Here is a 19,883-nt window from a genome sequence, read left to right as displayed (position 1 = left end):
ATCTCCTTGGGGTGGGAGGACTTCAGCGCAGCCGGCGCGCGGCCACGTCGAAGAGGGGGTTGGGCAGCACCTTCGCCAGCCGCGAGGGCAGGGCGAGCTGCCAGGGGAAGGACAGCTCCGTCTCGCCGCGGAGGATGCCGGAGCCCATCAGCTCCACGGCGGCCTCCGTCTCCATGAGGAAGGGCATGGGGAAGTCGTTCTTCGCCGTCATCTCGCTCTTCACGAAGCCGGGGAAGATGGTGGTGACGCGCACGCCGGTGCCCGCCAGGTCCACGCGCAGGCTCTCCAGGAAGGTGGCCAGGAACGCCTTCGACGCGGAGTAGGCCGCGTGCCCCGCCAGCCCCCGGTGGGCCGCGAGGCTGGAGATGCCGACGACGTGGCCCCGCCGCCGCTCCACCATCTGCGGCAGCACCGCGCTCAGCGTGGCGGTGGCGCCGGTGACGTTGGTGTCGATGATGGAGCGCACCTTGTCCCAGTCCATGCGGCGCCCGTTGGTGACGCCGCCCACGCCCGCGTTGGCCACCACCAGGTCCAGCCCGCCGCACTCCGAATCCAGCTCGCGCAGGCGCTCCAGGGTGGCGTCCGCGCGCGCGACGTCCAGCTCCACCGGCTCCACCGTGACACCCGCGGCCTGGGCCTCGGCGGCGAGCGCCTGGAGGTGGGTGACGCGCCGTCCGGCGGCGAACACGCGCAGGCCCCGCCGCGCCAGCCACAGCGCCAGCCCCCGTCCCAGCCCGCTCGACGCGCCCGTCACCAACGCCGTCCGGTAGCTCATCTCCGCCATGACATCCTCCTGCCGTCCGCGCGAGCTTCTCGCATGGTTGGCGGGGGGCGGGGCACATTTTCCGTGCGGGTGTGTGCTGGCTCCACCGGGGGCGCGGGACGTGACGGCGCGCCTGGACGTTGCCTCGTACGCCGGGGCGATGGCCGGAGACCCTCCCGCATCCCCACCTTGTCACCTCCCATACAAGAGGCCCCCGCATGACGCCCCCGAACTGTGTACTGGTGGTTGACGATGACCCGGACATCCTCCTGGCCTTCACGGACATCCTGGAGCTGGAGGGCCACGAGGCGGTGACGGCCCGGGGCGCGCGCGCGGCGATGGCGCTCCTGGAGCAGGGGCTGCGCCCCTCGGTCATCCTGCTCGACCTGGTGATGCCGGGCATGGACGGGTGGGCGCTGCGCGACCAGCTGCTCGCCGACGCGGAGCTGGCGTCCATCCCCGTGGTGGTCGTGTCGGGGCAGGGCGTGAGCCCGCGCGAGGCGTCCTCGCGCCGCGTCTCGGGCGCGCTGCGCAAGCCCGTGGAGCTGGAGCAGTTGCTGGGCATGGTGGCCCGCCACTCGGCGGCCGGCGGCGACCCCCTCACCCGCTACGCCTGAGCCCGCGAGGGGCCCACCCCTGGACGGAAGGTGGGCCCCGGCGCGCGGGCGTCAGTGCATGCCGGAGGGCGCGCTCTCGAGCTTCTCCACGACCTGGTCCACGGAGAAGCTGGAGGGCCGCTGCCGGGGCGGGAACTCGCGGAAGGTGGACAGGAAGCGCGCCACGGCCTGCTGGGCCGGGACGAAGTAGAAGGCGTGGTCGATGAGCCACGTCTGGTAGCCCACGGCGTCCTGCGAGCGCTCCAGCGGGTCGGCGCGCAGGTCGAAGGCCAGGGGCGCGCGACGGAAGGTGAAGGGCTCACCCCAGGCCTCGATGCCCTTCGCGTTCTGCTCCGCGAAGACGAGCTTCATGCGCTGGTAGCGCACCGCGACCAGCTCGCCGTCGTCGCCGAAGTAGAAGAACTCCTTGCGCGCGCTCTCGCCCTTGCCGGACAGCAGCTCCCGCTGGTCGTACCCGTCCAGGTGGACCTTGAACCGCTTGCCGTTGGCCTCGCAGCCGGCCTTCAGCTCCTCCACGACGTCGGGGTTGCCCGCCGCCGCCAGCAGCGTGGGCAGCCAGTCCTCGGAGGAGAAGAGGTCGTTGATGACGGTGCCCGGAGGGATGACGCCGGGCCAGCGCACCAGGCAGGGCGCGCGGAAGGCGCCCTCCCAGTTGGTGTCCTTCTCGCCGCGGAACGGCGTCATGCCGCCGTCCGGCCACATGCAGGTCATCGCGCCGTTGTCCGTGGTGTAGACGACCAGCGTGTCCCCGGCGAGCCCCAGCTCCTCCAGCTTGTCGAGCAGCTTGCCGACGTGCCCGTCGTGCTCGACCATGCCATCCGGATACAGCCCCAGGCCCGTCTTGCCCTGGGACTCCTTCTTCAGGTGCGTGTGGATGTGCATGCGCGTGGTGTTGAACCACATGAAGAAGGGCTGGTCCGACTGCTTCGCGCGCTCCAGGTACTCGCACGCGGCGGCCAGGAACTCCTCGTCCACCGTCTCCATGCGCTTCTTCGTCAGGGGGCCGGTGTCCTCCACCTCCTGCCCGCCGTGCCCGTCCGACTTGCAGCGCAGCACGCCGCGCGGCCCGAAGCGCTTCCGGAACGCCGGGTCCTTGGGATAGTCCGGGTTCTCCGGCTCCTCCTCCGCGTTGAGGTGGTAGAGGTTGCCGAAGAACTCGTCGAAGCCGTGCACGGTGGGCAGGAACTCGTCGCGGTCGCCCAGGTGGTTCTTGCCGAACTGGGCCGTCAGGTAGCCCTGGGCCTTGAGCAGGTCCGCGATGGTGGGGTCCTCGCGCTGGAGGCCCACGTCCGCGCCCGGCATGCCCACCTTGGTGAGGCCGGTGCGGAACGGGCACTGGCCGGTGATGAAGGCCGCGCGCCCCGCCGTGCAGCTCTGTTGCGCGTAGTAGTCGGTGAGCAGCGCGCCTTCCTTCGCCAGCCGGTCGATGTGGGGCGTGCGATAGCCCATGACCCCCAGGTTGTAGGCGCTCACGTTCCAGTAGCCGATGTCGTCACCGAAGATGACGAGGATGTGGGGCTTCTTCTTCGCGGCCTTCTTCTGCGGTGTCGCCATCGGGTCCCCCTGACGTGGATATGCGGTAGGAGTGGGAGCCGGCGTGCGACGGGGCAAGGCGGAGCGGCCGGCTGGACCGTCCGCCGCCCGCGCGTCCTCCGTGACACGCCACCGCGGGGCGCCTGCTCCTCCCCGGAGGGCGATGGCCCGCGCGAGGCGGCCTTCCCCATCTTCTTCGGTGCGCGACGGGGACGGTGGGGCCGGATTCGCGCCGAGGGGGCGGCTCGCATGGGGGAGGCACCAGCCGCCGGGACCCGGCGGGACGAGGACGCCACGGTGGCCCTGCTGCTCGACCTGGCGCGGGCGCTCCACCTGGCCTACGTGCCGTCCTTCGGCGTGGAGCAGCGCGTGCGCCGCGCCGCGCGCGCGTGGGGCCTGGAGGTGGAGGTCTTCACGCTCCAGACGCTGGCGGTGACGGAGGTCCGCTCCGGCGCGCCCCGGCGGGTGGACATCGCGCGGTTGCCCTTCAATCCCCATTGGAACCTCCGGCGCGCGGCGGCGCTCCTGCTCCTGTCGGAGTCCATCGCGGCCGGGCGGCTGCGCGTCCCGGAGGCGCGCGCCGAACTGGAGCGCATCCTCGCGCCCCATCCCTCCCACTCGGAGTGGGTCGTCTTCCTCGCCTACGGCGTCTATGGCGCGGCCGTCGCGGCGCGCGTGGGCGGGGGCGGCTGGGAGATGGCGGCGGCCTTCGTCGTGGGCGTGCTGGCGGGCCTCATCCACTACGGCACGCTGAAGTCGGAGCGCGTGGACCTCCAGAAGAGCTTCCTCGCGGCGTTCCTCGGGGCGCTGCTCTCGCTCGCGCTCACGCACGTCCTGCCCGACTTCGACCCTGTGCGCGCCCTCTTCGGCGGCGTGACGCTGCTGGTGCCGGCCATGGTGGTGACGCTGGGCGCGGCGGAGCTGGTGGACGAGTCGGTGGAGGCCGGCCTGTCGCGGCTCACCTATGGCCTCCTGCGCTTCCTCATGCTCGGGGTGGGGCTCGCCGCGGCGGGCACGCTCTGGACGCTCTGGGCGCCGCTCCCGTCGCCCACGCGGGCGACGCAGCTGCCGGAGCTGGTGCTGGCGCTCGTCATCGCGGTGGGCGGGCTGGCGCTGAGCGTCTGCATGTCCGCGCGGCGCCGGGACACGCCCTGGATCGTCGGCGCGGTGCTGCTGGCGTGGGGCATCCAGGAGCTCTCCAAGCACGTCCTGGGCGAGCAGGGCAGCCCGCTGGTGTCCGCGTTCGTGCTCGGCGTCGCGGGGCAGCTCTACGGACGACTGCCGGACCGGCTGCCGGCGACGCTCATCTATCCCGGCCTGCTCCAGCTCGCGCCCGGCTTCGTGGGCACGCGGGCCATGCTCGCGCTGCTGGGCGCGCAGGGCGCGGGCGACCCGGCGAAGCTCTTCGAGGTGTTCCTCGTCGCGCTCCAATTGGTGATGGGGCTGGTGTTCGCCTCCATGCTGGGGCTGTCCCACGACGCGCGCGCCACGCCGCCCTCGACGAAGGGCGCGGGCCCGCCGGGCGTGTGACGCCGCGCTACTTCGCGGGGGCGCGCAGGCGCTTCTCGAACCACCGGCGCGCGTGGTGGAGCTGCAGGTGGTGGTGGCCGGGGTGGATCTCGATGGCGCCGGTGATGCCGCCCGCGGTGGCGAGCACGAGGGCGTTCGTCACGCCGCGGCGGGTGTCCACCCATCCCCGCAGCTCCAGGCCGCCCTCCGCGGTGGCGTGCAGGTCCCGCACCTGGAGGCCCGCGTCGCTGATCCTCAACCACCCGGTGACCTTCAGGTCCTTCGCCTTGAACAGGGGCGACAGGAAGGTGGGCAGCGCCTTCTCCGCGGTGAGCAGGGCGACGAACGGGTCGGAGTTGGCGAAGGTGCTGGAGAAGCGCGTCTCCAGGGCGACGGGCTCCAGGTTCAGCGTGGCGGCGGGCAGGCTGAACTGGCCGCTCCAGGCGCGTATCTGCATGCGCTTGAGGTCCATGGACACGTGGCTCAGCTCGACGTGCGTCCCCTCCAGGCTCATGGCCTTGCCCTGGAGTGACACGCGGCGCGCGTCGATGTCGAAGTCCGCCTGTCCGAGCATCCGCGCGTTACCCGCCCAGCGCCCCTCCACGAGGTCCGTCTTCAACAGCAGGTTCAGGCGGTGGGGTTCCCTCACGGGGCCAGGGGTGTCCCGGCCGGAGAGGGTGGCCGTGCCGGAGTCCACCTGGAACGTCTTCCCCGTCCACGCGTTGAACAGCCGCAAGTCGATGGGGTGGCTTCGGCCGATGCGCACCTGCTGCTCCAGGTCGATGGTCGACGCGTCGGGCCCGTGCGAGCGCGCGTGGAGGGTCAGGGAGACCTCCGGGATTCTCGCCACCGTCCCCACGTGCCCCTCGACCCGCACGGGGGCGAAGCGCACCGTCAGCTCGCCCCGGGTGAGCTGGTCCTGCTCCTGCGTCACCGTTCCATGGAGGCTCCACGGGGCGTGGAACTTCGCGGGGCCGAGCGCGACCTCCAGTTCGGCGCCCCGCGCCTCCACGCGGCTGCCCGCGGCCAGGTGTCCCCGGTGGAACCGCAGGCGGGCCTCGAGCTGGCCCGCGCCTCCGCGCGGCATGCCGGCGTGGCTGCTGCTGCTGCCCAGCATCGGCCAGAGCCAGCCCAGGTCGAACAGGTCCACCCGGACGTCGATGTGTCCATCCACCCGGTGCTCCGCCTCCAGGGGCGGCTGGATGTTGTCGAGCACGAGGGTGCCGTCGACCTGCTCCAGCGTCGCGACGCGCTCGCCCTTCGACTCCACGTTCCCGCCAGCCAGGTGGAGGCGCTCCAGGCCCGCGGTGAACCGCTGCCCGGCGACCACGTGCAGCCAGCCGTCCACCTCGCACGGGCCCGTGTAGCGCAGCGTCTCCCAGTTCACCTCCCGCACGTCGCGCACCGTCACGCGGTCCAGCTCGATGACCCACGGGTGTGGCGCCGGGGGCCCGGTCGGGCGGGCCTCCAGGGCGGGCTCGGAGGTGAGCCAGAAGACCAGCCCGTGGGCCTCCACGTCGTGGGCGAGCACCTTGCGCGTCAGCAGCCGGAACAACGACACATGGGCCTTCACGCGCGCCGCGTCGACGCGCCACGCCTGCCGGTTGTCGCGCTCCTTCAGGGAGAAGTCGCGCAGGTGGACGGGGCCCGGCCACAGCCACCAGCCCTGGCTCCAGTCCAGGCGGGTGTGCGGCGTGGTCGCCCGGAGGAGGCCCGACACGAGCCCCACGTTGAGCGCCACGTTCAGCAGGGCCTCGAAGGCGAGCACCACCGCGAGCACCCCGAAGAGGGCGCGGCGCCACCGGACGCGCGGCGCGCGGGCGGTGGGGGCCGGGGACGCTCCGATGGACATCCCGGCCCTCCTGGTGCTGCGGGGTGCGCACGGAGATAGTCATCGCCGCGCCGCCCAGCATCGCCCCCGGGGGTGGGGTGTCGTCCGGGGCGCCTCAGCCCAGCGCGCTCCAGTAGGGCTTCAAGGCCTGCCGGCCCGCGGCCAGCGCCTCCCGGGCGTCCGTGTGGACGTCGCCCGCGGGGAAGCTGTCGCCGCGCCCCGCCAGCACCTCGACGCAGGCGTGGACGGACTGGGACAGGCCCTCCAGGGAGTAGCCGCCCTCCAGCAGCAGCACCAGCTTGCCGTCGCACACGCGCTCGGCGAGCGCGCGCAGCGAGGCGCACATGGCCGCGAAGCCGCGCTCGGTGACGTCCATGCCGCCGATGGGGTCGTCCTGGTGGGGGTCGAAGCCCGCGGACACGAGCACGAGCTGGGGCCGGTACGCCTCCGCCACCGGCAGGAGCAGCTCCTCGAAGAGCATCCCGTAGTCCGCGTCGGAGTTGCCGCCGGGCAGGCCCACGTTGACGGTGTAGCCCGCGCCCGCGCCCACGCCCACCTCCGGCGAGGCGCCCGTGCCCGGGTAGTAGGGGAACTGGTGGACGGACTGGTACATCACGTCGCGGCGGGACCAGAAGGCCGCCTGGGTGCCGTTGCCGTGGTGCACGTCCCAGTCGAGCACGAGGACGCGCTCGGCGCCCAGCCGGCGCCCGGCCTCGGCGGCGATGGCCACGTTGTTGAACAGGCAGAAGCCCATGGCCCGGTCCGGCTCCGCGTGGTGGCCGGGCGGCCGCACCAGGGCGAAGGCGTTGCGCGCCTGGCCCGCCATCACCGCCTCCACCGCCTGGATGGACGCGCCCGCCGCCAGCCGCGCCGCGTCCACGCTGTCCGGGGAGACCTGGGTGTCCGCGTCGATGACCGCCCGCTGCCCGCTCAGTTGCTTCAGCCGGGCGACGAGCGCCGGGGTGTGGACCGCCTCCAACTCCGCGTCCGTGGCCGGGCGCGGCGAGGCCATCACCGTGCCCCGCACGGGCGCGCGCGCCAGCACCCCGAGGATGCGCTGCAGGCGCGCGGGGGACTCCGGATGGCCCTCGCCCGGGTCGTGCTGGAGGAACAGGGGGTCGGTCAGCAGCAGGGTGGGCTTCATCGGGCGTGACCTTACGCATCCTGACCGGCGGAGGACAGGCTCCCGCCGGGCGGAGGGGCGGGCGAGGGCCGGGTCCCGGTCCTTGCCCTGCTGGTGTTTCCCTCCCTACAGTGCCCCGGCTTGAGTCCGCGCATCAAGAAACCCGGCCTGCGCAGCATCCTGCTCGGCTCCTTCGCCGTGGTGCTCGCGCTCATCCTCGGGACGCTCTACTTCGTCGTCCCCTCGCGGGTGGAGGCGTTCCTGGAGACGCGCCTCACCAAGCACGGCGAGGACAAGGCCCTCCAGGCCGCCGCCGAACTGGTGGACCAGCCCATCGCCGTGCTGCCGCCGCTGCTGGAGAGCGTGCACGCCGGCGACGACGACTTCGCCGTCATCTCCGTGCTCTCCGCGGACGGCCGCGTGGTGGCCACGCACCCGCGCGGCGCGGAGGCCTGGCTCCTCAAGGGCCTGCGCGAGCGGCTGGAGTCCGCGCCCGGCGCGTCGCTGGACGGCTTCGTCTTCGAGAACGGCAACAAGGTCGTCGCCCGCCCGGTGAACCTGCGCGAGGGTCCCGCCCAGGTGCTGGTGACCGTGGACTTCAGCTCGCTGGAGGAGGTCGTCAGCTCGCTGCGCAACGTGGTGCTGCTGGCGTTCGGCATCGGCCTGGCGCTGTTCCTGGTCGTGGCCTTCTTCATCTCCCGCGCGTTCATCCTCGTCCCCCTGGACGCGATGATGACCATGGCCCGCCGGTTGGCGGAGGCGGACCTCACCGGCCGCGTGGACGTGGACTCGCGCGACGAGCTGGGCCTGTTGGCGGAGGCGTTGAACCGCATCGCCCAGAGCTGGCGCGACACCCTGGGCCGCGTGCGCGGCGTGTCGGACGTGGTGGCCGGCGTCATCGAGCAGATCCACCGCACCGGCACCACCGTGTCCTCGGGCGCCGGCACCGTCCAGGCGCGCGTGGAGGAGACGTCCTCCTCCATGGTGCAGATGATGGCGTCCCTGCGGGGCATCGCGGAGAACGTGGAGGTCCTCTACCAGAGCGCGGAGGAGAGCAGCTCCTCCATCATGGAGATGGCGGCCACCAACGACGAGGTGGCGGAGAACGTCACCGCCATGGCCGCCAGCGTGGAGGAGACCACCAGCGCCATCGAGGAGATGACCTTCTCCATCAAGGAGGTCGCCAAGAACATCGAGGAGCTGTCCGCCTCCACGGAGGAGACGTCCTCGGCCATCAGCCAGATGGACGCGGCCATCGGTCAGGTGGAGGCCAACGCCAAGGAGACGGCGCGCCTGTCCGAGCAGGTCTTCGACGACGCCCAGACGGGCGTGGAGGCGCTGCGCAAGACGCTCACCGGCATCGACCGCATCAAGGAGACCAGCCGCGCGGCGGCGGACGTCATCGACAGCCTGGGCCGGCGCATCTCCGAAATCGGCAACATCCTCAACGTCATCGACGACGTGGCCGAGCAGACCAACCTGCTGGCGCTCAACGCCGCCATCATCGCCGCGCAGGCGGGCGACCACGGCAAGGGCTTCGCGGTGGTGGCGGAGGAGATCAAGGACCTGGCCGAGCGCACCGGCGCCTCCACCAAGGAGATCGCCGAGCTCATCCGCAGCATCCAGGACGAGAGCCGCAACGCGGTGGTGGTGATGAACCAGGGCGCGCGCAACGTGGACGAGGGTGTGCAACTGGGCCGCGAGGCGGAAGGGGCGCTCCGGAAGATCAACGACAGCACCCAGAAGTCCACGCAGATGGTGAAGGCCATCGCCCGCGCCACCGTGGAGCAGGCGCGCGGCAGCAAGCAGGTGACCGCCTCCATCCACCGCATCAGCGAGACGGTGCAGCAGATCTCCAAGGCCTCCAACGAGCAGGCCAAGGGCGGCGAGCAGATCATGAAGTCCGCCGAGAAGATGAAGATGCTCACCGCCCACGTGCAGCGCAGCAGCCAGGAGCAGGCGCACGGCAGCAAGCAGATCACCCGCTCCATCGAGAGCATCAACGAGATGGTCACCCACCTGAACCGCGCCCAGAAGGAGCAGACCAAGGGCAGCGAGCAGGTGCTCAAGGCGGTGGAGACCATCAAGGGCGTGTCCGAGCACCAGACGCGCTCGGTGAAGCAGTTGGAGGAGGCCATCGACAACCTCCAGCGCCAGGCGGAGATCCTCCGGGGCGAGGTGCGCCGCTTCCGCGTCTAGTCGTGCACGCCGCCCCACAATGGCTTAGGAGTAGGGGGGCATGCCGACCGAACGACAGGTGTCCGAGCGCTGGGTGGTGTTCCTCATCGGCGCGGTGCAGTTCGTCAACATCCTGGACTTCGTGATGGTGATGCCGCTGGGGCCCGACTTCGGCAAGGGCCTGGGCATCGCGTCGTCGCACATCGGCACCATCGGCGGGGCGTACACGGCGGCCGCGAGCGTGGCGGGGCTCGTCGGCGGCTACTTCCTGGACCGGTTCGACCGGCGCAAGGCGCTGGCGGTCTCCATGCTGGGGCTCGTCGCGGCCACGGCGGCGGGAGGCCTGGCCACGGGGCTGTCCACGCTGCTCCTGGCGCGCGTCATGGCGGGCGTGTTCGGCGGGCCGGCCACGTCCCTGTCGCTGTCCATCATCGCGGACGTGATTCCGGTGGAGCGGCGCGGCCGGGCGCTGGGCGCGGTGATGGGGGCCTTCTCCGTCGCCTCCGTGGCGGGCGTGCCCATGGCCCTGAAGCTGGCCGAGTACGGCGGCTGGCGCCTGCCCTTCTTCGTGGTCGCCGGCCTGGGGTTGGCCGTGGTGCTGGGCGCCACCTTCTTCCTGCCGCCCGTGCGCGGGCACCTGAAGGAGGGCAGGGGGCCCGCGCACCGCGTGGGCGTGCTGGAGCTGCTCGGCCGGCGGGAGGTGCAGCTGTCGTACGTCATGACGGCGGTGGTGATGATGGCGGGCTTCGTCCTCGTCCCGAACATCTCCGCCTACCTCCAGCAGAACCTGGGCTACCCGCGGGACATGCTCTGGTTCCCGTACTTCGTGGGTGGCATCGTCAGCTTCGCCACGCTGCGGGTGACCGGCAAGCTGGTGGACCGGCTGGGCGCCTTCAAGGTGGGCACCGTCGGCTCGGTGATGCTCCTGGTCACCACCTACCTGGGCTTCGTGGACTTCCCGTGGTGGCTGCCCATCCCGCTGCTCTTCGTCTTCTTCATGGCGTTCATGGGCGTGCGGAACGTGGCGTACAACACGCTCACCTCGCGCGTGCCGGACGCCGCGGTGCGCGCGCGCTTCATGTCGCTGCAGTCCTCCATCCAGCACATGGCGGCGGCGCTGGGCGCCATCCTCAGCTCCCAGCTCCTGACGGACCTGCCCGACGGACGGCTGGGCGGGATGTCCCACGTGGCCTGGGTGTCCATGGCCCTGACGGTGTCGCTGCCCCCCATGCTGTGGCTGGTGGAGCGGCACGTGCGCTCCCGGGAGCAGGCCCGGGCGCCCGCGCCGCCGCCGCCCTCCCAGGGGGAGGCCGTCTCCCTACCCGCCGAGGCCCACTCACACCAGTAGTATGTGGGGGCGGTCTCCGGCCCGCCCGCCCCCCGCCCGCGGTGTCGGGCGGACGTCCGGATGCGTCGAGCGGTTGCGCCAGCGGGCCCGGGGCGCGATAAACCGGGCTGCTTTCCGGGGAGTGCGCGTCAGACCATGCTCAACATCGGCGCAGGCGAAATGGTGCTCATCGTGGTGGCCGCGCTGCTCGTGCTCGGGCCGCAGCGGTTGCCGGAGCTGGCTCGGGCCATCGGCAAGTTCATGCGGGAGTTCCGCCGCCAGACGGACGAGGTCCGCAACGTGGTGGAGCGGGAGTTCTACTCCATGGACAACGAGTTCCAGGCGCCGCCCACCCCGCCGGTGCGACCCGGGACGAACTTCGCCCAGTCCCCGGCGCCGCAGGCCACGCCTCCGGACGACGTGCCCCACGCGCTGCCGCCCATGGCGATGACGGGCGCCGTCGACGAGGTCGCCCCCTCGCCCCACCACCCCCCGCTGGGGCTGGACGAGGCGCCCCCCGCGCCCGCGGCGCTGGCGCAGCCCGTGCCCTCCGACGCGCCCCCGGCGGAGGTCCCCGCCGCGCCCGCCGCCGAAGCGGCCCCCTCCACGACCCCGCCGTCCTCCGCCGCCGTCGAGAGCGTCGGCGCGGACGGCCTGCCTCGGCTCGCGCCCCTGCCCGGCACGGTGGCGCGCAACGCGCCGAAACGGAGCTGACCCCTGAGTTCCCAGCCTGCTTCCGACGAGCTGCGGATGAGCCTGATGGAGCACCTGACGGAGCTCCGCGCGCGCCTCCTCAAGTGCACCCTGGCCGTGTTCGCGCTCGGGTTCGCCTCGCTGCTGTTCGCCAAGCCCATCTTCGGCATCCTGATGCGCCCCGTGCTCGAGGCGCTGCCGGAGGGCAACCGCGCGCTCATCTACACGTCCGGCATCGAGGAGATAAACGTCCTCATGAAGGTGGGCGTGTACTGCGGCATCTTCCTCACCACGCCCGTCATCCTCTGGCAGATCTGGGGCTTCGTCTCCCCGGGCCTGTTCCCGGAGGAGCGCAAGTACGCGGCGCCCTTCGTCATCTTCGGCTCCGTCGCCTTCATCCTCGGCGCGAGCTTCTGCTACTTCGCGGTGCTGCCCTCCATGTTCAAGTTCCTCCTCAACGAGGAGGAGACGCTGGCGCTGGAGCAGCGGCTGGACACGGCGCGCTTCGAGGCGGACGACGCCCTGCGCTTCCTGCGGGTGGGGGACGCGGAGCGCGCGGGCGCGGTGGCCAAGGAGACGAGCGCCCGGCTGCTCGCGGACGGCGAGGGCCAGTTGAAGGAGCCGGACCGGGCCCCCTCGGAGGCGGTGGAGCTGAAGTCCCGCCTGGACGGGCTGGGCAGGCTGGTGGACGCGGCGGCGGACGGCTTCGGCGCCTCCGCGCGCGGCGTGCTCAAGCAGGCGGTGGAGAAGCGCGTCCTGGCGGTGAAGGCCTACGGCAAGGCGGACTACGCGGCGGCGTCGCTCGCCATGGACGAGGCGGCGAGCCTGCTGGCGGGCGTGGCGCCCACGCACACCGAGGAGCTGTCGACCCTGTGGAAGCTGGAGAAGGAGCTGTCCGCGGGTGAGGCGCGGCACGAGGCGGAGCGGTGGACGCGCCCCATGCTCACCATGCACGAGCAGTTGTCGCTGGTGCTGCTGCTCATCCTCGCCTTCGGCATCATCTTCGAGCTGCCGCTGGTGATGGCGCTGCTGGGCATCGTGGGGGTGGTGCAGTCGAAGTGGCTCTTCAAGTACCAGCGCCACGCCTTCGTCTTCTGCCTCATCGCCGCGGCCATCATCACCCCCACCGGTGACGTGGTGAACCTGTCGCTCATGGCCGGCCCCATGCTCATGTGCTACGAGCTGGGCGTCCTGCTCGTGTGGCTGGTGGAGAAGCGCCGGGCCCGCAACGCGGCGGAGACGGGCATCACGCCGGTGGCGTAGGCTCGGGAGTCATCATGGTGGCCAACCGCCGGCACCTCCGGGCCAATCTCCGTTACCTGCGCGCGCTGGTGCGGCGCTTCCGCACCACGCTGGTGCTGGCGGCGCTGCTCTTCCTCGGCGGACCGCTGCTCTACCACTGGCGCTATCGCGCGCCGGACGGGGACGAGCTGTCCTTCGGCGAGGCGCTGCACCACGTCTACTTCCTGCTCTACGGCCAGCCGTCGTTGCCCTACGTGCACGACTGGCTCATCGAGCTGCTCAACGTGGTCATCCCCCCGGTGGGCATCGCGCTGGTCGCTGACGGCGTCGTGCGCTTCGCCTACCTGTTCTTCGCCCGGCACAAGAACGACAAGGAGTGGATCGAAGTGGTCACCGAGACGATGAAGGGCCACGTCGTGGTGTGTGGGGCCGGGCGCGTGGGCTATCGCGTGGTGGCGCAGTTGCGGGAGATGGGCAAGGACATCGTCGTCGTGGAGAAGCGCGAGGACGCCGCCTTCGTCTCCGCGCTGCGCGACGAGAACGTCCCGCTGCTCATCGACGACACGCGCAGCCCGCTGTGCCTGCCGCGCACCAACGTGAAGGACGCCTCCGCCATCGTCTGCGCCACGGACGACGACCTGGCCAACCTCAACATCGCCCTGGACGCGCGCAAGCTGAACCCCAACATCCGCGTCGTCATCCGCCTCTTCGACGAGGACCTGAGCGGCAAGGTGCGCGACACCTTCAAGGCGGAGGCGCTCTCCAGCTCGTCGCTGGCGGCGCCCGCCATGGCGCTGGCGGCCATGGACCCGCGCATCGTCCACTCGTTCCACCTGGGCAAGCACCTGATGGTGGTGTCGCTCTTCGAGGCGCGCGAGGGCCTCCCCGGGGTGACCGTCTCCGACGTGCGGGACCGGTTCGGCGGGCTGTCGCTGGCGCTCATGCGCGGCGACGAGGAGCAGCTCCACCCCGTGGGCGACGAGGTCATCCGCCGCGGCGACGTGCTGACCGTCCAGTCGTCGTACCCGGACTACTGCCGGCTGCGCGCCTTCGCGGGGGAGTCGGAGCCCCCCATCTGGTCCCACCAGGACCCGCCGCCGCCCATGCCCGGGCAGCGCAAGGCGGGCTGAGCGCCCGCGCCGCCGTCACGCCGTCCGCGACGCGGCGGGGCGTGCGGGGGCCGTGGCGAGCGTGGAGGGCGCCGGGCCCAGGCCGGACGGCAGCGCGAGCGCCCGCGTGAGCAGCGCGGCCAGCGGCTCCCACTCCACGAGGAAGCCGTCGTGGCCGTACGGGCTGGACAGCTCCGCGTGCTCGGCGTGGCGGCCGAGCGCGCGCAGGCGCCGGGCCAGGGCCTCCATGTGTCCGGGGAAGAAGAGCTGGTCGCGGTCGATGCCCACGCACAGGGCGCTGGCGCGGATGCGCTCCAGGCCGCCGCCGACGGGGCCGCGCGACAGGTCGTGGTGGTCCATGGCGCCCAGCTGCGCGAGGTAGGCGCGGGCGTCGAAGCGCGCCTCCAGCTTGCGGCCCTGGTGCTCCAGGTAGCTCTGTACGGGGTGGAGCGCGCGTGAGGACCAGTCCGCGGGGCGGCGCTGGAGCGCGTCGAGCCCGGGCTCCGCGCGGTAGGTGAGCATGGCGAGCTGGCGCGCCAGCTCCAACCCGCGCTCGGGTGCGTGGGGGAAGCCCGGGTCGAGCAGCAGCGCCTGACGGGCGACGTGGTTGAGCCCCACCACCCAGGCGGACGCGGCCTCCGCGGTGGCGATGGGGGCCATGCGCGCGAAGCGCTCCGGCGCGAGGGCCGCGAGGCACAGGACGACCATGCCTCCCAGCGAGCCCCCGGCGACGAGCGCGACGTCGTCCACGCCCAGCGCGTCCAGCGCCAGGAGGATGCTGCGCGCCTGGTCCCAGGGCGTGACGGTGGCGGGCAGGTGCCGCTCGTCCAGGCGCAGGTCCCCCTTCGCCAGGGTGGGGGCGGGGGCGAAGCGCGCGTCGTCGAGCCGGCACGGGAAGCCCTCGTCGGCGGGGCCCGTGGTGCCGTAGCAGGAGCCCAGGTTGTTGAAGCACAGGAGGCGCACGCGCGTGGGGTCCAGCGCGCGCCCCGGTCCGATGACGGGCTCCCACCAGCCGCCGGGGCCTCCCGCGCGCATGTCGCCGGTGAGCGCGTGGACGAGGAGCACGGTGGGGATTCGCGAGGAGGGCCGGAGGGTGCCGTGGCGGCGCGCCTCGTCGACGACCTGCCGCTGCTCGTCGCGCGTGCGGCGGACGACCTGGTAGGCGGCGGAGCGCGCCGCGTCCTCCGTCAGCACGCGCGCGCGGGCGTGCAGCCAGGGCAGGTCCTCGTCGGGGCCCCACCACCAGCCGCGCACGAGGTGGGGGGCGAGGCGGGCGCCCGCCTCCAGGGGCAGGTCCGGCGGGGAGACGTCGAAGAGTCGCGGTGAGGTGGCGCGGGTGGGCGCGGAGGCCATGGGGTGACTCCAGGCAAGACGGGGCCGTCGCGGGCGCGCGAGGCGCACCCGGCGGGAAGGGAAGGCGGGGAGGCGTGGCTCGGGAGAGGCGTGGGGGCGGGCTTCGCTGCGCTCCAGTCAGGGGTGGGCGAGGAAGCGGAAGGGGCCCTGGAACGACGAAGCCCACCGACCCTCGCGGGGTGGTGGGCTCCGGGATTCGCCAGGGTCGGCAGGACGGCGGTCGTCAGCCAACGCTGGCGGGCGGGAGCCCACCGCGCATCGACATTCGACGCATCATCATGGCGAAGAAGGACGTCATCGGCTGTTACGGATAGACGCTCGTCCCGCGCGAGTCAAGCCGACCTCCGTGGGCGCGCCGCGGTGTGAGGGCTTCGTGACACGGCGAGCGCGGCGAGGCGGCCGTGCATCCCGGGTTCGCCGTGAATCCCCTCTCACGACGCCGGAACCATGGCGTTGGCGGCGTAGGGCGCCAGCGGACCGATGTGGCCCGGGAGCGCCTTCACGCGCGCGAGCCACGCGACGACGTGGGGGAAGGGCTCGAGCGAAATCCCCGCGTCGGGCGCGACGTGCACATAGGCATAGAGGCCGATGTCCGCGACGGTGGGACGCTCGCCCACGAGGAACGTGTGGCGCTCGAGGTGGCGCTCCAACGTCGTCAGGGCGCGGCGGCCGGCTTCGACGCGCAGCGCGAACGCCTCGGGGTGCAGGCGCGCGCGGCCGGTCAGCTTCCAGAAGCGCGCGGTGCCCACGTTGGGCTCCACGGTGTTCTGTTCGAAGAAGAGCCACTGGTGCACCCGGGCGCGCTCGAAGGCGTCCTGGGGGAGCAGCGGCGTGCCCTCCGCGAGGAAGAGGAGGATGGCGTTGGACTCCGCGAGGAAGCGGCCCGGTTCGGGCTCCAGCACCGGGATGCGGCCATCGGGGTTCTTGTGTTGGAGGAAGTGCTCGGTGTGGCTCTCGCCCGCGAAGATGTCCACGGGCACGAGGGTGAAGGGCGTGCCCGACCACGACAGCAGGAGCCGGACCTTGTAGCCGTTGGCGGAGGGCGCATGGTCATACAAGCGGGGGAACGTCCCGGAGACGTCTGTCATGGGGCATACCGTAGAAGCCTCGCGTCGCCGGGGCGACCCGCTTCTTGCCGGAAGGTTCGCCGCGGCGCGGTATGTCTGTCCTTCACCCGCGTTGTGGTCTCACCCTCACGGAGCTGTCATCCTGGCCCCGCGCGGAGAGGCCGCGCCCGACAGGGAGATCGACCAGATGATGCGTTCGTTGCTCGTGGGTGTCGCGTTGGTGTTGGGACTCGGAGCCGGTTTCGCGGCGGGGGCACGCCCCGCCCCCACCGAGGCGGGGCCGACGGGCTTCTGCACTCGGAACTCGGACTGTGACCACTTCTGCGGTGAGGGCCTGGGGCACTGTTTCCACAGCATCTGCGCCTGCATGTAGTCCGGAGCCCGCGGCGCCTCGCGCAGTGCTGGCGGGGCGTTGGCGGGCCGCCCACCGTCTGTCATTGAGTCAACGACTGGCGGGGGACGCGGTGGCGTGGCGAGGTGAGCGGGCTGCCATCCTGTCGCCGCGCGGGTGGTCCGCGCCAGAGGGAGGTCCGTCACATGCTGCGTTCGATGCTGGTGGGTGTCGCGCTGGTGCTGGGACTCGGAGCGGGGTTCGTCGCGGGGGCACGACCCGCGCCCGTGTCGCCGGAGGACGTGGGGCCGAAGGGCTTCTGCACCATCAACGAGGATTGCGACGTCAAGTGTGGGGTCGGGCTGGGCCGGTGCGTGAGCGCCATCTGTCGTTGTCTCTAGTCCCGCGCGCGGCTCCCAGGCGCCTCGTCCCGAAAGGGCGGGGCGTTCGCCGCACCGCAAGAACCGGGTTGAAGGACGGGAGGCCGGGCGCCATACCAGGGGCAGACGCAACCCACGGAGCACCCGACCATGGCGACCAGTGACTACGCTCGAATCGAGCAGGCCATCCTCTACCTCGACGCCCATGCGCGCGAGCAGCCGTCCCTGGACGACGCGGCGGCCCACGTGGGCTTGAGCCCCTTCCACTTCCAGCGCCTCTTCACCCGCTGGGCGGGCATCAGCCCGAAGCGCTTCCTCCAGGTCCACACGCTCAGCTCGGCGCGCCGGCTGCTGGCCGAGCGGCGCAGCGTGCTCGACACCTCCTACGCGGTGGGCCTGTCCGGAGGCGGGCGCCTGCACGAGCTGTTCGTCACGTTGACGGCGATGACGCCGGGCGAGTTCAAGCTGGGAGGCGCGGGCCTGACGATTTCGCACGGCGTGCACCCCTCGCCCTTCGGGGACGTGCTCGTCGCCGTCTGCGAGCGGGGCATCTGCGGCCTGCACTTCCTCTCCACCGGCTCGACGCGGGAGGCGTTGGACTCACTCCAGGCCGAGTGGCCCCGCGCCACCTTCGTGGCGTCGCGGGAGGCCACGGCGCCGTGGGCGGCGCGCATCTTCCCGGAGGCCCCGGCCGAGCAGCCCGAATCCCTCTCCGTCCTGGTGAAGGGCACCCCCTTCCAGGTACAGGTGTGGCAGGCCCTGCTGCGCATCGCCCCGGGCGAGGTGGCGACGTACGAGGACATCGCGAAAGCGATTGGCCGGCCCAAGGCCGTGCGCGCGGTGGGCTCCGCGGTGGGTGACAATCCCGTGGCGCTGCTCATCCCCTGCCATCGCGTGCTGCGCAAGACGGGGGTCTTCGGTGACTACCGTTGGGGACCCGAGCGCAAGCAGGTGATGCTCGCGTGGGAGGCATTGCGCCACGGCGCGGAGGACGAGGCACGCGCGTGAGCACGCCGCCGCGGCGGCGTCTTGCGTCATCCGGGTGACGACGGATTGCCTGTAGCGGGCCTCGTCACAGGACGCACGGGCCGTGTAGCCCGGGAGGTGACAGGGGCGCGGGCGCGTGTCTGGGCTTTCGTGCGCGCGCCTCGTGGCACACGTGGTGCTTTGGGGCAGGAAACCCCCGCGCAACCTCGCGCGGGTCGTTCCCCCGAGGCTCTCCATGAAACGGTCTGCCCTGTCGATATTCCGGCTTCCCTCCCTCCTCCTGGCGCTCGCGCTCGCGTTGCCGGGGGTCTCCCTGGCCGCGGCCGTGACGTTCTGCGCGGGGACGCTGGTGGGCTCCGGCCAGAGCTTCGTGAACTACAGCGGGACGTACTCGGGCGCGCTCGCCAGCGGCAACTACCTGATGACGCTGTCGCAGTCCGGCCCGTTCACCATCCAGAACCTCCAGGCGTCCTGGAACGGCATCGCCATCGGCACGTACCAGGCCATCACCGGCTCGTCGCAGGTCACCCTGAGCGGCATCCTCCCCGGGGGCCTCTCGTCGGGGCAGACGGTCACGGTGACGTTCCGCATCTACAACATCCTGGGACAGCTCGTGGACGTGAGCACGACCACCGTCTCCGTCGGCGGGACGAGCCCGGGGTGGACGAAGGTCTGGACGGCGACGAGCCAGTCGGGCGTCGCGGGCTACGCGAAGCACTACATCGGTGACTTCGACGGCGACGGCGCCGAGGACATCCTCGCCGTCGACACCGGCGGCTGGATGACCATGTTCCACTACCGCAACAACGATTGGGAGTGGGGCTGGAGCAACTATGGCTCCACCTCCGCGGGTGGCGGCATCTACGACTACCGCAACAACCTCGTCATCGGGGACTTCGACGGGGACGGGAAGGACGAGGCCCTGGGGCTCGCCTCCTCCTGGGTGACGTTGTTCCACTTCGACAACGGCACGTGGAACTGGGGCTGGAGCAACTACGGCAGCACCTCCGACCAGCTCTACGCGCACTCCACCGCGGGCGGCTACCTCATCTCCGGCAACTTCGACCTGTCGGGCAACAGCGGCTCCTCGCCGTTCAACAAGGATGAGATCGTCGGCGTGAGCAACAGCGGGTGGATCACCCTCTTCCGCCTGAACGCGGCGGGCTCGGGCTGGGACTGGCTCGCGAGCACCAACGGCAGCACGGCGCACGGCATGTATCCCTACCGCTCCAACCTGCGCAACGGCGGCGACACCAACGGCGACGGTCAGGATGAACTGCTGGGCCTCGGCGGCTGGGCGACGACCTTCTACTACCAGGGGGGCAACTTCAACTGGGGCTGGAGCAACTACGGCTCCGGCAACATCGCCGGCGTGGGCTATCCGCAGGCCGCGGGCGACGTGATGCTGGTGGGCAACATCGACTCCGTGGATGCGAAGGACGAGTGGTTCTTCATCCAGAACGGGCCGTCCGCGGGCTGGGCCACCACGTCCGACTGGAACGGCAGCCAGTTCACCTGGAACTGGTCGAACCAGAACTACAGCCCCGCGGCGCTCGCCATCGGCGACTGGCCGCTCGCGAACAACGGCGGGAGCAACGCCAGCTACCAGTTGGTCCGCGCCGTCGCGGGTCAGCCCAAGCACCTGCTCGCGCGCCGCACGTTCTGCGCCAAGGACATGCGCATGTACCGCATCTCGAACACCGGCTCGAACTACTGAGCCAGCCAAGGAGGGACGGCCGGGCCGCTTCCTGGCTCCGGCCTCCCCTCGCCGTCGGCGGGCGGCGCGTGCCCCCCCGCCGCCGCCACGTGGCGCGGCGCGGAGGGGGGGCGCGACGTCATG

At 71.9% G+C, this 19,883-nt stretch carries 16 protein-coding genes; 10 read left to right on the top strand and 6 right to left on the bottom strand.

What is annotated here, in order from left to right; translation table 11 throughout:
* Positions 1-22 precede the first annotated feature (22 nt).
* Complete coding sequence (locus LZ198_RS20175) at positions 23-784, bottom strand: SDR family NAD(P)-dependent oxidoreductase (RefSeq protein ID WP_253973645.1); 762 nt, start codon at positions 782-784, stop codon at positions 23-25.
* A 197-nt stretch (positions 785-981) separates the two neighbouring features.
* Between LZ198_RS20175 and LZ198_RS20170 the strand changes: the two genes are divergently transcribed.
* On the top strand, positions 982-1,380 hold the full coding sequence (locus LZ198_RS20170; RefSeq protein ID WP_253973644.1) for a response regulator: 399 nt from the start codon (positions 982-984) through the stop codon (positions 1,378-1,380).
* Positions 1,381-1,431: 51 nt separating this feature from the next.
* Here the strand turns inward: LZ198_RS20170 and LZ198_RS20165 are convergent, their stop codons facing one another.
* Positions 1,432-2,934, bottom strand: a complete 1,503-nt coding sequence (locus LZ198_RS20165) for an arylsulfatase (protein WP_253973643.1) — start codon at positions 2,932-2,934, stop codon at positions 1,432-1,434.
* A 228-nt stretch (positions 2,935-3,162) separates the two neighbouring features.
* Between LZ198_RS20165 and LZ198_RS20160 the strand changes: the two genes are divergently transcribed.
* Positions 3,163-4,443, top strand: a complete 1,281-nt coding sequence (locus LZ198_RS20160) for a threonine/serine exporter family protein (RefSeq protein WP_253973642.1) — start codon at positions 3,163-3,165, stop codon at positions 4,441-4,443.
* 7 nt (positions 4,444-4,450) lie between these two features.
* Here LZ198_RS20160 and LZ198_RS20155 read toward each other — a convergent pair whose 3' ends face one another.
* Positions 4,451-6,274 (bottom strand): AsmA family protein, encoded by a 1,824-nt coding sequence (locus LZ198_RS20155; RefSeq protein ID WP_253973641.1) that lies wholly within the window; start codon positions 6,272-6,274, stop codon positions 4,451-4,453.
* A 94-nt stretch (positions 6,275-6,368) separates the two neighbouring features.
* A complete protein-coding gene (locus LZ198_RS20150) occupies positions 6,369-7,397 on the bottom strand; it encodes a histone deacetylase family protein (protein ID WP_253973640.1) in 1,029 nt (342 codons plus the stop codon).
* Between the two features lie 120 nt (positions 7,398-7,517).
* On the opposite strand from LZ198_RS20150, the gene LZ198_RS20145 reads away from it, so the two are divergent.
* The 5 genes from LZ198_RS20145 to LZ198_RS20125 all read left to right on the top strand — a co-directional run bounded on the left by LZ198_RS20145 (position 7,518) and on the right by LZ198_RS20125 (position 13,946).
* Positions 7,518-9,575 (top strand): methyl-accepting chemotaxis protein, encoded by a 2,058-nt coding sequence (locus tag LZ198_RS20145; protein ID WP_253973639.1) that lies wholly within the window; start codon positions 7,518-7,520, stop codon positions 9,573-9,575.
* 40 nt (positions 9,576-9,615) lie between these two features.
* Positions 9,616-10,902, top strand: a complete 1,287-nt coding sequence (locus LZ198_RS20140; RefSeq protein WP_253973638.1) for an MFS transporter — start codon at positions 9,616-9,618, stop codon at positions 10,900-10,902.
* A 135-nt stretch (positions 10,903-11,037) separates the two neighbouring features.
* Positions 11,038-11,595, top strand: coding sequence for a Sec-independent protein translocase subunit TatA/TatB (locus LZ198_RS20135; protein WP_253973637.1), 558 nt, complete (start codon positions 11,038-11,040; stop codon positions 11,593-11,595).
* Positions 11,596-11,631: 36 nt separating this feature from the next.
* Positions 11,632-12,837, top strand: coding sequence for a twin-arginine translocase subunit TatC (locus LZ198_RS20130; protein WP_253973636.1), 1,206 nt, complete (start codon positions 11,632-11,634; stop codon positions 12,835-12,837).
* A gap of 14 nt (positions 12,838-12,851) precedes the next feature.
* Positions 12,852-13,946: a potassium channel family protein gene (locus tag LZ198_RS20125; protein WP_253973635.1), complete on the top strand. Its 1,095-nt coding sequence runs from the start codon at positions 12,852-12,854 to the stop codon at positions 13,944-13,946.
* A gap of 15 nt (positions 13,947-13,961) precedes the next feature.
* Here the strand turns inward: LZ198_RS20125 and LZ198_RS20120 are convergent, their stop codons facing one another.
* Both LZ198_RS20120 and LZ198_RS20115 read right to left on the bottom strand, forming a co-directional pair.
* Positions 13,962-15,278 (bottom strand): alpha/beta fold hydrolase, encoded by a 1,317-nt coding sequence (locus LZ198_RS20120; protein WP_253973634.1) that lies wholly within the window; start codon positions 15,276-15,278, stop codon positions 13,962-13,964.
* A gap of 431 nt (positions 15,279-15,709) precedes the next feature.
* Positions 15,710-16,366, bottom strand: a complete 657-nt coding sequence (locus LZ198_RS20115) for a glutathione S-transferase family protein (RefSeq protein ID WP_253973633.1) — start codon at positions 16,364-16,366, stop codon at positions 15,710-15,712.
* A gap of 516 nt (positions 16,367-16,882) precedes the next feature.
* Between LZ198_RS20115 and LZ198_RS20110 the strand changes: the two genes are divergently transcribed.
* From LZ198_RS20110 to LZ198_RS20100, 3 genes are all read left to right on the top strand, one after another.
* On the top strand, positions 16,883-17,077 hold the full coding sequence (locus LZ198_RS20110) for a hypothetical protein (RefSeq protein WP_253973632.1): 195 nt from the start codon (positions 16,883-16,885) through the stop codon (positions 17,075-17,077).
* 129 nt (positions 17,078-17,206) lie between these two features.
* Positions 17,207-18,064 (top strand): bifunctional transcriptional activator/DNA repair enzyme AdaA, encoded by an 858-nt coding sequence (locus LZ198_RS20105; RefSeq protein ID WP_253973631.1) that lies wholly within the window; start codon positions 17,207-17,209, stop codon positions 18,062-18,064.
* Between the two features lie 214 nt (positions 18,065-18,278).
* Positions 18,279-19,760 carry an FG-GAP repeat domain-containing protein gene (locus LZ198_RS20100; RefSeq protein ID WP_253973630.1) on the top strand — a complete coding sequence of 494 codons (1,482 nt, stop codon included), beginning with the start codon at positions 18,279-18,281 and terminating at the stop codon, positions 19,758-19,760.
* The last annotated feature ends 123 nt before the right edge of the window (positions 19,761-19,883 follow it).

Origin of the sequence: Myxococcus dinghuensis (assembly GCF_024198235.1) — a bacterium.
In the GTDB taxonomy this organism is placed as follows: Bacteria; Myxococcota; Myxococcia; order Myxococcales; family Myxococcaceae; genus Myxococcus; species Myxococcus dinghuensis.
The sequence above is the reverse complement of the archived record's forward strand: the minus strand, read 5'-3'. Positions and strand labels throughout refer to the sequence as shown.

Coding starts and splice junctions, on each gene's coding strand:
- LZ198_RS20110 (WP_253973632.1), top strand. CDS start 16,883: ATGCTGCGTTCGATGCTGGTGGGTGTCGCGCTGGTGCTGGGACTCGGA.
- LZ198_RS20105 (WP_253973631.1), top strand. CDS start 17,207: ATGGCGACCAGTGACTACGCTCGAATCGAGCAGGCCATCCTCTACCTC.
- LZ198_RS20175 (WP_253973645.1), bottom strand. CDS start 784: ATGGCGGAGATGAGCTACCGGACGGCGTTGGTGACGGGCGCGTCGAGC.
- LZ198_RS20120 (WP_253973634.1), bottom strand. CDS start 15,278: ATGGCCTCCGCGCCCACCCGCGCCACCTCACCGCGACTCTTCGACGTC.
- LZ198_RS20150 (WP_253973640.1), bottom strand. CDS start 7,397: ATGAAGCCCACCCTGCTGCTGACCGACCCCCTGTTCCTCCAGCACGAC.
- LZ198_RS20130 (WP_253973636.1), top strand. CDS start 11,632: ATGAGCCTGATGGAGCACCTGACGGAGCTCCGCGCGCGCCTCCTCAAG.
- LZ198_RS20115 (WP_253973633.1), bottom strand. CDS start 16,366: ATGACAGACGTCTCCGGGACGTTCCCCCGCTTGTATGACCATGCGCCC.
- LZ198_RS20155 (WP_253973641.1), bottom strand. CDS start 6,274: ATGTCCATCGGAGCGTCCCCGGCCCCCACCGCCCGCGCGCCGCGCGTC.
- LZ198_RS20100 (WP_253973630.1), top strand. CDS start 18,279: ATGAAACGGTCTGCCCTGTCGATATTCCGGCTTCCCTCCCTCCTCCTG.
- LZ198_RS20165 (WP_253973643.1), bottom strand. CDS start 2,934: ATGGCGACACCGCAGAAGAAGGCCGCGAAGAAGAAGCCCCACATCCTC.
- LZ198_RS20125 (WP_253973635.1), top strand. CDS start 12,852: ATGGTGGCCAACCGCCGGCACCTCCGGGCCAATCTCCGTTACCTGCGC.
- LZ198_RS20160 (WP_253973642.1), top strand. CDS start 3,163: ATGGGGGAGGCACCAGCCGCCGGGACCCGGCGGGACGAGGACGCCACG.
- LZ198_RS20140 (WP_253973638.1), top strand. CDS start 9,616: ATGCCGACCGAACGACAGGTGTCCGAGCGCTGGGTGGTGTTCCTCATC.
- LZ198_RS20170 (WP_253973644.1), top strand. CDS start 982: ATGACGCCCCCGAACTGTGTACTGGTGGTTGACGATGACCCGGACATC.
- LZ198_RS20135 (WP_253973637.1), top strand. CDS start 11,038: ATGCTCAACATCGGCGCAGGCGAAATGGTGCTCATCGTGGTGGCCGCG.